We start from the raw sequence: 13,782 nt of genomic DNA on the forward strand, positions 1-13,782 counted from the left end.
ATGTTCATTGCGAAGCGGATTTTTATCCGCTAGCCTCGGCGGACGAGCGAGAAGCGCAGCAGGATCCGGTTCCGCTCGTTCCTGAACGTCAGCTGTCTCCCCACCACCCTACGCCGTCAGGCCCTCCGCACGGATCGGCCGCGGGAAAGAGATCCAGTGGACATCTCACTCGAAGTCAATGGCAGGACCGAACATCTGAGTGTCGAGCCCGGCGTGACGCTGCTGGACGCGTTACGGGAACGGCTCTCCATCACCGGCCCGAAGAAGGGCTGCGACCGAGGTCAGTGCGGCGCGTGCACAGTGCACGTCGGCGACCGGACGGTGCTTTCCTGCCTCACCCTGGCCGCCACCGTGCGCCAGCCGGTGACCACCGTGGAAGCACTGTCCACAGAGGACGGACTGCACCCGGTCCAGCAGGCGTTCGTCGACCAGGACGCCCTGCAGTGCGGGTTCTGCACGTCCGGGCAGATCATGTCGGCGGTCGCGGCGGTCCGCGACGGCGTCGAGGACGTCCGGGAGTTCATGTCCGGCAACATCTGCCGCTGCTCGGCGTACCCGAACATCGTCGCGGCGATCGACCAGGCGAGGCGGGCCGATGCGTCCCTTTGACCTCACCGCGCCCACGACCGTCGAAGCCGCGCTCAGCGCGCCCGGCACGTTCCTGGCGGGCGGGACGACACTCGTCGACCTGATGAAGCTCAACGTCCTGACCCCGCCACGGGTGCTGGACATCAACGCGCTCCCGTTGCGCGGCATCGAAACCGAAGACGGACTGCGGATCGGCGCGCTGGAGCGGATGAGCGACATCGCCGCGCACCCCGGCGTGTATCCGGTGATCTCGCGTGCCCTGCTGCTGAGCGCGTCCCAGCAGCTGCGGAACATGGCCAGCATCGGCGGCAACCTCTTGCAGCGCACGCGATGCACGTACTTCCGCGACGTCGCCACCCCGTGCAACAAGCGCAAACCCGGCAGCGGCTGCCCGGCGATCTCGGGGGCCAACCGGATGCACGCGGTGCTGGGCACGAGCGACCACTGCGTGGCCACCCACGCCAGTGACGTCGCGGTCGCCCTCGTCGCGCTCGACGCGGAAATCCGGCTCGCCGGCGCCGATGGGGACCGTACCGTCAAGCTGGCCGACTTCTACCGCCTCCCCGGGGAAACCCCGGAGGTGGAGAACGAGCTGCGGTCCGGCGAGCTGATCACCGAGGTCGTCGTGCCCCGGCTGGCCTGGGCCACGCGGTCCACCTACGTCAAGGTGCGTGACAGGCAGTCCTACGAGTTCGCGCTCTGCTCCGCCGCGGTCGCGCTGGACATCCAGGACTCGCGCGTCGTCGACGCGCGAGTGGCGGCCGGTGGCGTGGCGACCGTGCCGTGGCGGCTGCCGGAGGTCGAGGCGGCCCTGCGCGGCGCGCCCGCGACACTCGCCTCCTTCGAGGCCGCCGCGGCACTGGCGGCCGAAGGCGCGAAGCCGTTGGCCATGAACGGTTTCAAGGTGTCCTTGCTGAAGCGGACCGTGATCCGCGCACTGCTCGAACTGGCCGAGGGGAGCCACTGATGACCAGCAGGGTGGACGGCCCACTGAAAGTCACCGGCGGGGCCAAGTACGGGACGGACCACAACTTCGCCGGGATGGTGCACGGCTACGTCGTGCTCAGCACGATCGCCCACGGCGAGATCGAGGCCATGGACGTCACGGCGGCGAAGAGCGCTCCCGGCGTGATCGGCGTGTACTCGCCGTTCGACCCGCTGCAGCTGACCAGGCCGACCTCGATGTTCGGCGAGGTCTGGGTTCCCTTGCAGGACAAGGAAGTCACCTACTACGGTCAGCCGATCGGCTTCGTCGTGGCGGAGACCTACGAACAGGCCCGCGACGCGGCGATGCTGATCGAGGTCACGTATCACGAGCGGCCCGCGCTGACCTCGCTGGAGGACGGCCTCGCCACCGCCGAGGACGCCCCGCCCGCGCGCGACGGCGCTCCCCCGTCCCTCTCCGTGCTCGCGGAGGGCGTCGAGTCCATTGAGGACGCACTGGCGGCGAGCCCGGTGGTGATCGAGGCGACGTACTCCACCGCGCCCCAGCACCACACGGCGATGGAGCCGCATTCCGCGGTCGCGGTGTGGGACGCCGACGGCCTGACCGTCTACAGTGGAAACCAGGGCTCCGATCTCCAGGCGGCCGAGCTGGCCGGGGCGCTCGGCTTGGACCCGAAGTCGGTCCACGCGATCAACCCGTTCGTCGGCGGGGCCTTCGGCGGCAAGGCCATGACGTCCGCGCCCGCGTTCCTCGCGGCGGCCGCGGCCAAGGCGCTCGGCAAGCCGGTCAAGGCCGCGCTCAGCCGGGAGCAGGTCTTCACCGCGACCGCGGGGCGCGCCGCCACGGTCCAGAAGATCACGCTCGGCGCGGAACGGGACGGCACGCTGATCGCGCTGCGGCACGACTCGTGGTGCAGCACCCCGGCGGACCGGTCGTTCGTCGAGCCGACCTCGCACGGCACGTCGCGGGAGTGGTACGCCACGCAGAACCTGGCCATCAGCCAGAAGATGGTGCCGCTGCACATCCCGCCGACGACGTTCATGCGGGCGCCGGGCGAGGCGCCGGGGTCCTTCGCGCTGGAGAGCGCGATCGACGAGCTGGCGGTCGCGCTGGACATGGACCCGATCGAGCTGCGCCTGCGGAACAACTCGACGGCGCCGCCCGGCCGGGATCTGCAGTGGTCGAGCAAGCACCTCGACGAGTGCTTCCGCATCGGCGCGTCCCGGTTCGGCTGGGCCGGCCGCACACCGCGCGGCCGCACCGACGGCGACTGGCTCGTCGGCCTCGGCACGGCCACCGCGATGTTCCCCGCCCTGCGGTTCCCTGCCACGGTCGAGATCACGCTGCGGGCGGACGAGACGGCGGTGGTCTCGACGAGCGGGGCGGACCCTGGCACCGGGCTGCTGACCGTGCTTTCCCTGGTGGGCGCCGAATCGCTGGACATCCCGCAGGACCGGATCACGCCCCGGCTCGGTAACTCGGCTTACCCGCCCGGTGGTATTTCGGGCGGCTCGACGGCGACCGCGAGCGCGGGGACGGCGATCATGGTCGCCGCGGCCACGGTGATCGACGACCTGCTGAAGCTGGCGTCGGCCCCCGGCGCCCCGTTCGAAGGCGTGGAGGTCTCCTACGCGGACGGCCGCGTGCTGGGCGACGGCCGGTCGATGACGTTCGGCGAACTGCTGCGGGCACTGACCCGCGACTCGGTCACCGCGACCGGTTCGTCCGCCCCCGGCGAGGAGCTGACGAAGCACTCCTTCAGCTCGTTCGGCGCGCAGTTCTGCGAGGTGCGGGTGCACCGGTGGACGCGCGAGGCCCGGGTGTCCCGGCTGCTCGGCGTGTTCGACTCCGGCCGGATCATCAACGCGAAGGCGGCCCGCAGCCAGGCGATCGGCGGGATGATCTGGGGTGTGTCGGCCGCGTTGCACGAGGGCCTGGAGATCGAGGAGAACGGCAGGTTCGCCAACGCGGACCTCGCGAGTTACCTCGTTCCGGTGAACGCGGACATCCCCGAGGCCGACGTCCACTTCATCGAGTATCCGGACACGCTGCACAACGCCGTGGGCGCGAAGGGGCTCGGCGAGATCGGCATGGTCGGCATGGCGGCGGCGATCGCCAACGCCGTCTACAACGCCACCGGCGTCCGCGTCCGGCACATCCCCATCCAGCTCGAGGATCTCCTCGACGAGTGACGCACCCGGGTGCTACCGGCGCGCCCGCCGGTAGCACCCGGCCCCCGTTGCCCCCGAACGCCGATGGCTGGCAAGGTTCCCTTGATCATCGAGACAGGGAGCTATCCAGTGAGCCGTGTGCTGATCACCGGGGCGTCAGGCCGGATCGGCGGGTACCTCCGGACCCGGCTGCGCCGACCGGGCCGGACGTTGCGGCTGCTGGACACCGTGCCCGCCGAGGCGGCGGCCGAGGGCGAAGACGTCGAGATCGTGCCCGGTTCCGTCACGGACGCGGCCGTCCTGGCCGAGGCCTGCTCGGACGTGGACGCCGTGATCCACCTGGCCGGACACCCCCGGGAACACACCTGGCAGGAGATCCTGGCGGTCAACGTCGACGGCACCCGCACCGTTCTGGAGGCCGCGCGCCGGTGCGAGGTGCCGCGGGTGATCCTCGCGTCGAGCGGGCACGTGGCCGGATTCCGGGAGAACAAAGGGATCCTGCCCGCGGACAGCTCGCCCCGCCCGGACACCTACTACGGATTCGGCAAGGCCGTGCTGGAGGCGCTGGGCAGCCTGTATCACTCCCGGTTCGGCATGGACGTGCTCTGCGTGCGGATCGGCGCGTGCTTCCCGGACCCCGGCAACGCGCACGGGATGGAGCTGTGGCTGTCGCCCGACGACGCCGGCAGGCTGTTCGAGGCGTGCCTGGCCGCGCCGGAGCCCGGCTACCGGATCGTGTGGGGCGTCTCGGCCAACACCCGGGGACGATGTTCGCCGCGGGAGGCCGGGGAACTCGGCTACCGGGCCGTCGACGACTCCGAGCGGTTCGCCGGCACGCTGTCGCCGGACGACGATTCGACGTCCGTCTATCTCGGCGGCACGCTGTTCGTCACCACCGAACTGGGCGTGCCGATGCGGTGATTCACCCAGCCCGGACCCGGGAATCGCGGTGTTCATCCGGTGGGGTGGCCCGTTGCGCGGCGCGGTACCGGTGCCCGGTGTACCAGGCGATCGCTCCGCACAGCAGGGCGAGCACCGCGACCGCGACCAGGACGTCGGTCACCGACGACACGACGAGCGCGAGCACCAGCGGCCCGAGCAGGCCGCCGACCCGGTTGAAGAACGACACCGTGCCGGTGGTCCGGCCGCGGCGGCGGACGTCCGCGAGATCCGCCGCGATCGGCAGGAAGATCGCGGCCATGGTGTTGACCGCGAACAGCGCCGCCGCGAGCACGGCGGCGGACAGCCAGGTCACCGTCGAGGTCAGCCCGGACACCGTGAGCGCGAGCAGCACTCCCGCGGTGGTCACGGCCAGCCGGACCGCGAGCGGGATGGCGCCGAACCGGCGGTAGGCCAGCGTCAGCAGCACCGCGCACGGGACCATCGCCAGCGCCACCACCGTGAGCAGGGTGTTCGCGGTGGTCAGCGAGAGCCCGCCCGCCCTGGCGAGCGTGGGCACCCAGGTGGTCAGGCCGAACGTCAGCAGCCCGACGACCCCGGCGTAGAGCCACTGCAGGCGGGTCGTGAACGCGGTGCCAGCCGGTTCCGGCACGACGGGCCCGGCGTCGTCGTGCTGCGCGATCGCACGAAGCGCGCGTTCGGGCACCAGGACGGTGGCGAGGGCGAGCAGCAGCCCGATCGGGGCGCCGATGAGCCACAGCACCCGCCACCCGAAGGTCGGTTCCAGCCACAGCGCCGATCCCGACGCGATCAGGTACCCCAGCGCCGTGGCCACCATCGACAACGCGGCGACGACCGGACCGCGCGAACCACCGGGGAACAGGTCCGCCAGGATCGTGACGAGCATCGGCGCCAGCCCGCCGACCGCGATGCCCATCAGGAAGCACATCGTCACGTTGCCGCCGAACGAGGGCATGCACCCGCACATGCTCGTCGCGGTGAACCCGAGCGTGGCCAGCAGATACGAGCCGCGCCTGCCGATCTGGTCGGCCAGCCTGCTGAACACCAGCGCCCCGGTCGCGGTGCCGGACAGCCCGCCGACGGCCAGCAGCGCGGCGGTGGACGCGCCGATCCCGTACTCCGCGCGCATCCCGGGAATGACGAACCCGAGCGTCGAGGTCTTGCTGATGTCGATCGTCAGCGCGGTCGTCGCGACGAACGCCACGAGCCCGCGCCCGCGAACCCCGGTCCGCGCGGTAGCCACCGGAGCCCGCCGGGGACCACGCAGCAGCACTCCGGTCAGCACCACCAGGATCCCCGCCCCGGCGAGGAACATCTCCGGCATGTCCGGGAGCGGCATCCCGCGCAGTTTCGGGCCCATGTCCATGCCCATTCCCATGCCCGTGTGGCCGGGCTGGAAAGCACGGACGAACCCGACGACCGAGCACACGACGACCAGCACCACCCCGGCGCCGACGAGCACCCTGGCGGGCCCGCCTTCCCCCCGCGTCACCGCCGTCACGCCGCCCCCTCGACTCCGGTGCCGGATCTCTCGCCCACCTTAGGCCCGCCGGGGCGGACGGGGCCATGGTCCGGACCGGATCCGGCAAGGGCGAAGATCTTTCACCGCCGTCCGGGGCCGAATCCGGCGTAACGAGTCGGCAGCGGTCGCGCGAGACGGGTTTGCGATCTTGACCACGGGGTAATTCCCGATCATGGACCCCAGGCTGTGGCGCCTGCTGGTCACCGGTTCGCTCCGGCTGTTCCTCGCCTGCACCGCGCCGACCGTCATCCAAGCGCCGGTCCTGATCGGGATCCTCGGCGTGCTCGTCGCCCTGCTCGTGCCCGCGCCGGCGCGGTTACGCCCGTTCAGCAGAACGGTGGCGCCGGCGGCTTCCCGTGACCAGCGCCCGGATTCCCCTGCCAGGTAACGAAAAGCGATCAGCCGTCCATCGCGGGGTCGCGCGGAATGACGAAAGCGCGGAGCACGGCCGCGTCCGCGGAGATCTCCCGCCACGGCCCTGGCAGTTCCAGCACGGCCAGCGCGCACGTCGGGAACTTCGTACGGACCCGGACGAGTGCGTCCCCTTCGGCCGATCCGGCGAGCTCAACGGTCACCTCGCTGACTCCGGGCTCGTGCCCGACGAGCAACAGTGTCTCGACCTCTTCGCCGGTTTCCCTGGCCACCGCCAGGAAGTCGCCGAGCCCGGCACCGTACAGCCGTTCGTCGTGGACGACCGGGGGCGAGGCGCCCAGCGCCCCGCCCGCGAGCCGCCAGGTCTCCCTGGTCCGCCGCGCGGTGGAACAGACCACTCTGTCCGGGACGAAACCGTTGCGCGCCAGCCAACGCCCCGCGCGGGGCGCGTCGCGAAGGCCCCGCGCGGCCAAGGGACGCTCGTCGTCGGCGACGCCGTCGGGCCACGCCGACTTCGCGTGCCGGAGAACGATCAGCCGCCGCATTGCTCCATTCTCCCCGTTTTCACAGCGCTCGCACAGCGCGCGCCGAGGTTCTCACAGAAACGTGTGGTCGGATGCGGACACCACAGCGTTGACCGAATGGGGGAACCACGATGTCCGGGCCGCTTCCCGCCGACGCCGGTCCCGTCCCCGGTTCGCCGCGGAAGTACCGGCCGGAACTGCAGGGACTGCGCGCGCTCGCCGCGTCGCTGGTGGTCATCTACCACGTCTGGCTGAGCCGGGTCTCCGGCGGCGTGGACGTGTTCTTCCTGATCTCCGGTTTCCTGATCACCGGCCAGCTCTTCCGGGCTGCGGGCCGCGGCCGGATCGCGTTCCGCCCGCTGTGGGGCCGGATGATCAAACGCCTGTTCCCTGCCGCGCTGACCGTCCTCGTCGCCGTCGCGGGCGTCGGCATCCTGGTGCTGCCGCAGGACCGCTGGTTCCAGACCATCAAGGAGATCTTCGCGTCCGCGTTCTACGTGGAGAACTGGCGGCTGGCCGCGGATTCGGTCGACTACTTCGCCCAGCACAACACCGCCAGCGTGGTCCAGCACTACTGGTCGCTGTCCATCCAAGGCCAGTTCTACCTCGTGTGGCCGCTTTTGGTGGCACTGGTCGCTTTCCTCGCGACACGGATACGTCGTTCACTGCGCGCCACGCTCTTCGTCACGCTCGCGATCGTCTTCGCCGCTTCCCTCGCCTACTCGGTGCATCTCACTTCGGCCAATCAACCACTCGCGTACTTCGACTCCTTCACCCGGGTGTGGGAATTCGCGCTCGGCGGACTGCTCGCGCTCGGGATCGACGCGATGTCCCTGCCGCGCCCGGCCCGGGTGCTGTGTGGCTGGCTCGGCGTCGCCGGGCTGGCGGTCTGCGGGATCGTGCTCGACGTCGGCAGCGTCTTCCCCGGCTACGCGGCCCTCTGGCCCACCGGCGCCGCGGGCCTGGTGATCCTCGCCGGTGCCACCGGAAGCCGCTGGGGCGCCGACCGGATTCTCGCCTCGCGGCCGTTCGAGTATCTCGGCAACCTCAGCTACGGGCTCTATCTGTGGCACTGGCCGGTGCTGATCTTCTACCTCGTCGCCAGGGACCGCGAACGCGTCGGGCTCGCCGGCGGCGCCTTCGTCATCGGTGTCTCCGTACTGCTCGCGGCGCTGACGTACCACCTCGTCGAGCACCCTGTCCGCACGTCGGCCATCGGCGTCCGCACCCGGTGGGGCGCCTACCGTTTCGGCATCGCGGCGCTGGTGCCGGTGGTGCTCGTCGCGGGGTCGTGGCAGGTGGTCAGCGCGAAGAAGGCCGATTTCGCCATCGATCTCGACGACCCCGCGCATCCCGGCGCGCAGGCACGGGCGCCGGAGGCGCCGAAACCCGTCACGCCCAGCACGGTGGTGCCGCCGATGATCGCCATCCCGAACGACTGGGGCGGCATCGCGGACGCCTCCTGTGTCAAGTCCGCCCGCGACCAGAGCCTCGAGATGTGCACCAGCAAGACCACCGGAACGCCGGCGAAACGCATTGTCGCGGTCGGCGACTCGCACATCCAGCAGTACCTCGCCGCGCTCAAACCCCTTGCCGAGCAACACAACTACCAGATCACGTTCATGCTCAAGGGTGCCTGCCCGTTCTCCACCACCTCCGACGCGATGCCGGGCGACAAGGGCTGCACCGACTGGAACGCCGCCGCGGCACAGGAAATCATCGCCCTGCGCCCGGACGCGGTGTTCACGCTCGCCAGCCGTGACGTCCGCGCGGGCCTCACCGAACAGACCCCGCCCGGGTTCGTCGCGCAGTGGCGCGCCCTCGACCGCGCGGGCATCCCGGTGGTCGCGGTCCGGGACAACCCGCGGTTCGACTTCTCCCCCGCCGCCTGCGTCGAATCCCGCGGCCGCAAGGCACCGGAGTGCAGTGTCCGGCGAGACCGGCTGTTCGCCCCGACGCCGCCCTACCGCAAGGCCGCCGACGTCCCGCCGAACGTTTCGTTCCTCGACTTCAGCGACTACTTCTGCGGCACGCTGTGCAGCCCGGTCGTCGGGAACGTGCTGGTGTACATGGACGACAACCACGTCACCGCGACGTTCATGACCACCCTGTCCCCCGCGCTCGACGGGGCCATGACCTCGGCACTCGGCTGGTAGCTAGTCCACCGGTCGCCCCGCGTTGCCGACCGGGCGGACCACCTTGTGCGGGAACCGCCGTTCGACGTGCTCCTGCGCGGACGATCCGGGATGGACGTACACGGGTTCCACCTTGTCCTGCAAGGGCCGCAGCACGTCGGCCATGAACGCGCGGCGGTCGTCGAGGTACGGGCCGAGCACGTCCTCCCCTGCCGGGCAGACGGCCATGCAGTACGCGGCCTTGTAGTTGGCCTTGAAGGAAAGGCTCTGCCACATCGACGCGTTCTCGGAGTCCGAGACGCGAGTGCGGAAGTCCTTGCCGTCGGCGCTGTCGGCCACCGTCTCGACCCAGTCGGTGAACCCGCCCATGAACTCGCGGTAGTTGTGCGTCGCGCACGCGACGACGTCGAACTCGCCGTCCTTCCCGATCGCGCCCACCGGGCACGCGGCGACGCACAACTTGCACTCCAGGCAGGGGTTGTAGTCCAGCGCCTCCCCGTACGCGCTGACCTCCGCGTCCACCAGGAGCGTGGCGAGCAGGACGAAGTTGCCGAACCGCGGGTGGATGACGTTGCGGTGCACGCCCATCGCGCCGAGCCCGGCGGCGACCGCCACCGTCTTGTGCGCCACCACCCAGATCCGTCCCGGGTAGTGCTCCATCTCCATCGGGAACGTCGCCGACGGGTTGAGCGCGCGATGGCCCGCGTCCTGCAGCGCGCGGACGATCCGGTGGCCCGCCTCGTTGATGATCTCGCCGCTGCGATGGAACTCCTGGTTGGCCACGCTGCGCGCGGGCGTCCGCACGTTGTCGCGGTTCATCCGCACCACCAGCGAGATCAACGTCTTCGTGCCGGGCAGCGCGCCGAGCACGTGCTTGCGCTCGCCTTCGAGGTCCGGATGGTCGAGCGGCACAGCGGCCATGTCGTCGGCACCCGCCTCCAGGCACACCTTCCGCAACCATCCGGCGTCGATCACGGCGGGTTCCGGGGGCTGCGCCGCCCGGCGGGCCAGCACGTTCCGCACGGACGGATGCCCGGCCAGTTTCGACGGCAGCTTCCGCTCGCTCACGCTCACCCCTTGTCAGTCAGTTGGAAAACAAAACTGACAGTAACCCGAGGTTAGTTGGAAAACAAGACTCACTGCCTCGCCCGGACGAGCTGAAGGGGACTTTCCTCGCATGAGATGCGAGGAAAGTCCCCTTCAGCCCACGCCGGGTGTCACACCGCGACGGGGAGTTTTGCCGGGCCGCGCAGGTTGATGCGGCCGTTCCACTCGATGTCCCCGTCGAACCTGAGGTCCGGGAAGCGGCCCACCAGCCGTTCGATCGCGACACGTCCTTCCAGCCGGGCCAGCGCCGCGCCGAGGCAGTGGTGCGGACCGGCCCCGAACGAGACGTGCTGCCGGGCGTCCGCGCGGTCGATCCGGAGCAGGTTCGCGTCCTCGCCCCAGAACCGCTCGTCGCGGTTGGCAGAGCCGAGGCAGGCGAGCACGAAGGTGTTCGCCGGGATTTCCTTGCCCCGCACGACATGCGGCGCGGTGGTGACCCGCCGGGTCTGCTGCACCGGGCTGTCGTAGCGGAGGAACTCCTCGACGGCGTTGCCCGCCAGCTCCGGCCGGGCGCGCAGCAGCGCGAGCTGATCCGGGTTCCGCAGCAGCGCGACTGTCCCGTTCGCGATCAGGTTGACCGTGGTCTCGTGCCCGGCGATGTAGAGCAGGGCGACCTGCGCGATCAGCTCGTCGTCGCCGAGCTTGTCCCCCTCGTGCTCGGCGGCGATGAGCGCGCTCAGCAGGTCGTCGGCCGGATGCTCGCGTTTCCAGGTGAGCACCTCCCTGATGAGCGCGGCGATCTCGTCGCTCGCCTCGGAGATGGCCCGGATGGTCTCCTCGTCGGCGACCACCTCGAGCGAACGGACCAGGGTGCCGCTCAGCTCGCGGATGCGCTCGTGGTCGGTCGGTGGCATGCCGAGCATCCGCGAGATGACCGTGAACGGCAGCGGGAACGCCAGCGTCTCGGAGAGATCCACCCATCCGGCGGCGGCGATCCCGTCGAGCAGGGAGTCGACGATCCCGGTGATCTCGGGTTCCATCGCCGCCACCGAACGCGGCGTGAACACCTTCGTCACCAGCGAGCGCAGCCGCGTGTGGTCGGGCGGGTCGCGGTCCAGCATCGAGAGGTTGAGGATGGTCACGCCGTCCTCGCTCAGCTGATCGTGCTGCGCCCGGAACTCGGGATCGGTGACCAGCCGCTCGTCGACCGAGAGGCCCGCGCGCAGGATCGCCGCCACGTCCTCGTATTCCGTGAGGAGCCAGAAGCCGAACGGGTGCTGGTGCACCGGGTCGGCCGTCCGCATGCGCTGGTACGCCGGGTACGGGTCGTCGGTGAAGCCGGGCTCGAACGGGTTGAACAGCAGTTCCGTGTCGGTCATCGCTGCCTCCTGAAGGCTGTTCGCCTCATGCCGTGGCCGCGCCACGGGCGGCGAAGAGAGGGCACCACCGCGGCATCCGGCGGTGGCGCGGAGCCTGGTGCGCCGCCGGGATCCGTCCCGGGTCCAGGCGGACCCCGGTCGCCTGGTACAGCCGCCCGCGGTGATGGTCGTCCAGCTCGGCCAGCGCCGGATGACCGGTGCACGCGTCCAGGAGCAGCCGCGCCGCGGGCATGACCGCGGCGAGTTCGTGCCACAGCCGGACGAGCGCCGCGTGGACGTCCGCGGGATCCTCCTCCAGCACGGCGTCCAGGCGCGCGTCGAACGCCCGGTACCACCGGAACTGCACCTCCCGCAGGAACCCGTCGAAGCCGCCGAACTCCGCGTCCAGTTCGGCCCGCCGTCCTGCCGGGATCACCGGCAGCCCTGACTCCGCGATTTCCCCCAGCACCGCCTGGACCACCCGCTGGCGGCGGTGCAGCTCGTTCCACGACATACCCCTGCACCTACTCCGTGTCGGAAACATACACTGCGTATGTCGTATACTCCGCGCATGCCTTCTGTCAAGAGCCGGCGCGAGCAGTACTCGCAGGCGACCAAGGCCGCGCTGATCGAAGCGGCCACCCGGCGGTTCGCCGAACACGGCTTCGCGGGGACCTCGCTCGAGGACGTCGCGGCCGACATCCAGGCCACCCGTGGCGCGGTCTACCACCACTTCTCGAACAAGACGTCGTTGTTCCGGGCGGTGTTCGACGAACTGGAAACCGGGATGATGCGCCAGGTCACCGAATCGCGGGAGAACTCGGCGGATCCGTGGCAGGCCGCGCTCGCGGCCATGGCGAAATTCCTCGACCAATGCTGTGACCCGGTCTACGGGCGGGTGGTCTGGCAGGAGGCGCCCATCGCGCTCGGCTGGCGCGAATGGCAGGAATGCGAGGCGCAGTACGCCTACGGCTTCATCGAGCAAATCCTGCGGGAACTCGTCGACAACGGCGAAGTCCGGCCGTTGCCCCTCGAACCGACGACCCGCATCACCTTCCACATTCTCGGCACCGCGGGAATGGCACTCGCCGAAGCGTCCGAAGAGGACAAACCGAGGATCAGGGCCGAGTACGCCGAAGTCATCGGGCAGCTGATCAGCGGCATCCGGGTCGAGCGACCGTCCTGACCGGACACGAGAAAAGGGCGGGTGCCCCGCGCAAGCAGGACACCCGCCCCTCGTGGTGCGTTACCGGAACAGCTCAGCTCTTCGAGCCGCCGATCTGCTCCTTGACCCAGGCCGCGTGCGCGGTGACGTCGGTGTAGATACCGGCCTTCTCCGGGCAGTTCGCCGTCTGCCCCCGGCTGGTCGCGCCGACCAGCGCCCACTTGTCGCCGTCCTTCACCACGGCAGGCCCGCCCGAATCGCCGTAGCAGGCGCTGACCTTGCCACCCTGGTTGTCCATGCACAGCTCGGTCTTGGCGTCGAAGTCACCACAGGCACTCGCCGCCGCGATCTTCGTGTCGACCTGCTGCAACTTGACCGGAGCCTCGCCGCAGCCCCGGGTCGGACAGGTCTGACCCCAGCCGATCTCCCGCACCGCCGCGCCCTCCTTGGGCTTGGCCGAGGCGATCGAGATGGGGGCCGTCTTCACCGGCTTGGCCAGGTGCACCAGGGAAATGTCGTAGTTCCCCTGCCCCTGCCAGCTCCACTTCGGATGCGGGATGAACTTGTCCACCGCGACGACCTCGCCACCCTTGGTCCGGTCGGTGCTGCCGATGCGGTACTGCCACTGCGCCGGGTCCTCGACGCTGTTGTCCTGATTGGTCACACAGTGCCCCGCCGACACCAGCCACTGCTCGGCGATCAGCGAAGCACCGCAGTTGTGCTGCCCGTCCTTGGTCTGCATGGACGCCATGAACGGATAGGTCTCCGTCGCGTCACTTCCGCCGATGATGAACGGCTGCACCCCGCCGTCCGGCGCCGGTGCGGCGGCGGCCGGGGTGACGAAACCGAGAAGCGCGGCGGACGCGGCCAGCAATCCCGCGACCATGGACCGTTTCCTCATAAGATCCCCTTCCTTTCCTTGCGGTCAGTTATTTTCACCCTGATCGCAGAGGACGTTAGGGGGCGAGCGCACGACCTCGGTACCTACGATCGTCGGAACCGGTCTTTACTATCGAATACCCCGTGAACCGTA

The 13,782-nt window shown here is 70.1% G+C and carries 13 protein-coding genes; 7 read left to right on the forward strand and 6 right to left on the reverse strand.

The window, feature by feature from the left end; all coding sequences use genetic code 11:
• Nucleotides 1–156 precede the first annotated feature (156 nt).
• The 4 genes from ACFW0G_RS06570 (at nucleotide 157) to ACFW0G_RS06585 (ending at nucleotide 4,626) form a co-directional block, all read left to right on the forward strand.
• Nucleotides 157–609, forward strand: coding sequence for a (2Fe-2S)-binding protein (locus tag ACFW0G_RS06570; RefSeq protein WP_378323786.1), 453 nt, complete (start codon nucleotides 157–159; stop codon nucleotides 607–609).
• Nucleotides 596–1,555, forward strand: a complete 960-nt coding sequence (locus ACFW0G_RS06575) for an FAD binding domain-containing protein (protein ID WP_378323788.1) — start codon at nucleotides 596–598, stop codon at nucleotides 1,553–1,555. The genes ACFW0G_RS06570 and ACFW0G_RS06575 overlap by 14 nt, the downstream gene beginning before the upstream one ends.
• Entirely contained in the window at nucleotides 1,555–3,726 is a 2,172-nt protein-coding gene (locus ACFW0G_RS06580) for a xanthine dehydrogenase family protein molybdopterin-binding subunit (RefSeq protein ID WP_378323790.1), read from the forward strand. The genes ACFW0G_RS06575 and ACFW0G_RS06580 overlap by 1 nt, the downstream gene beginning before the upstream one ends.
• A gap of 63 nt (nucleotides 3,727–3,789) precedes the next feature.
• Nucleotides 3,790–4,626, forward strand: a complete 837-nt coding sequence (locus ACFW0G_RS06585; protein WP_378323791.1) for an NAD-dependent epimerase/dehydratase family protein — start codon at nucleotides 3,790–3,792, stop codon at nucleotides 4,624–4,626.
• A 1-nt stretch (nucleotide 4,627) separates the two neighbouring features.
• On the opposite strand, the gene ACFW0G_RS06590 is transcribed toward ACFW0G_RS06585, so the two are convergent.
• Nucleotides 4,628–6,127 (reverse strand): MFS transporter, encoded by a 1,500-nt coding sequence (locus tag ACFW0G_RS06590; RefSeq protein ID WP_378323792.1) that lies wholly within the window; start codon nucleotides 6,125–6,127, stop codon nucleotides 4,628–4,630.
• Between the two features lie 193 nt (nucleotides 6,128–6,320).
• On the opposite strand from ACFW0G_RS06590, the gene ACFW0G_RS06595 reads away from it, so the two are divergent.
• A complete protein-coding gene (locus ACFW0G_RS06595) occupies nucleotides 6,321–6,536 on the forward strand; it encodes a hypothetical protein (protein WP_378323794.1) in 216 nt (71 codons plus the stop codon).
• A gap of 10 nt (nucleotides 6,537–6,546) precedes the next feature.
• On the opposite strand, the gene ACFW0G_RS06600 is transcribed toward ACFW0G_RS06595, so the two are convergent.
• Nucleotides 6,547–7,065: a SixA phosphatase family protein gene (locus ACFW0G_RS06600; protein WP_378323795.1), complete on the reverse strand. Its 519-nt coding sequence runs from the start codon at nucleotides 7,063–7,065 to the stop codon at nucleotides 6,547–6,549.
• Between the two features lie 110 nt (nucleotides 7,066–7,175).
• On the opposite strand from ACFW0G_RS06600, the gene ACFW0G_RS06605 reads away from it, so the two are divergent.
• Nucleotides 7,176–9,200 carry an acyltransferase family protein gene (locus ACFW0G_RS06605; RefSeq protein ID WP_378323796.1) on the forward strand — a complete coding sequence of 675 codons (2,025 nt, stop codon included), beginning with the start codon at nucleotides 7,176–7,178 and terminating at the stop codon, nucleotides 9,198–9,200.
• On the opposite strand, the gene ACFW0G_RS06610 is transcribed toward ACFW0G_RS06605, so the two are convergent.
• The 3 genes from ACFW0G_RS06610 to ACFW0G_RS06620 form a co-directional block, all read right to left on the reverse strand.
• Nucleotides 9,201–10,247: a (4Fe-4S)-binding protein gene (locus ACFW0G_RS06610; RefSeq protein ID WP_378323797.1), complete on the reverse strand. Its 1,047-nt coding sequence runs from the start codon at nucleotides 10,245–10,247 to the stop codon at nucleotides 9,201–9,203.
• A 149-nt stretch (nucleotides 10,248–10,396) separates the two neighbouring features.
• A complete protein-coding gene (locus tag ACFW0G_RS06615) occupies nucleotides 10,397–11,605 on the reverse strand; it encodes a cytochrome P450 (protein ID WP_378323798.1) in 1,209 nt (402 codons plus the stop codon).
• A gap of 25 nt (nucleotides 11,606–11,630) precedes the next feature.
• Complete coding sequence (locus ACFW0G_RS06620; RefSeq protein ID WP_378323799.1) at nucleotides 11,631–12,098, reverse strand: hypothetical protein; 468 nt, start codon at nucleotides 12,096–12,098, stop codon at nucleotides 11,631–11,633.
• 57 nt (nucleotides 12,099–12,155) lie between these two features.
• Between ACFW0G_RS06620 and ACFW0G_RS06625 the strand changes: the two genes are divergently transcribed.
• The gene (locus ACFW0G_RS06625) at nucleotides 12,156–12,770 is read left to right on the forward strand and encodes a TetR/AcrR family transcriptional regulator (RefSeq protein ID WP_378323800.1); all 615 of its coding nucleotides are present in this window, start codon (nucleotides 12,156–12,158) and stop codon (nucleotides 12,768–12,770) included.
• A gap of 73 nt (nucleotides 12,771–12,843) precedes the next feature.
• On the opposite strand, the gene ACFW0G_RS06630 is transcribed toward ACFW0G_RS06625, so the two are convergent.
• A complete protein-coding gene (locus tag ACFW0G_RS06630; RefSeq protein ID WP_378323801.1) occupies nucleotides 12,844–13,650 on the reverse strand; it encodes a S1 family peptidase in 807 nt (268 codons plus the stop codon).
• Nucleotides 13,651–13,782 lie beyond the last annotated feature (132 nt).

The sequence above is a fragment of the Amycolatopsis sp. NPDC058986 genome (genome assembly GCF_042741125.1).
Lineage (GTDB): Bacteria > Actinomycetota > Actinomycetes > Mycobacteriales > Pseudonocardiaceae > Amycolatopsis.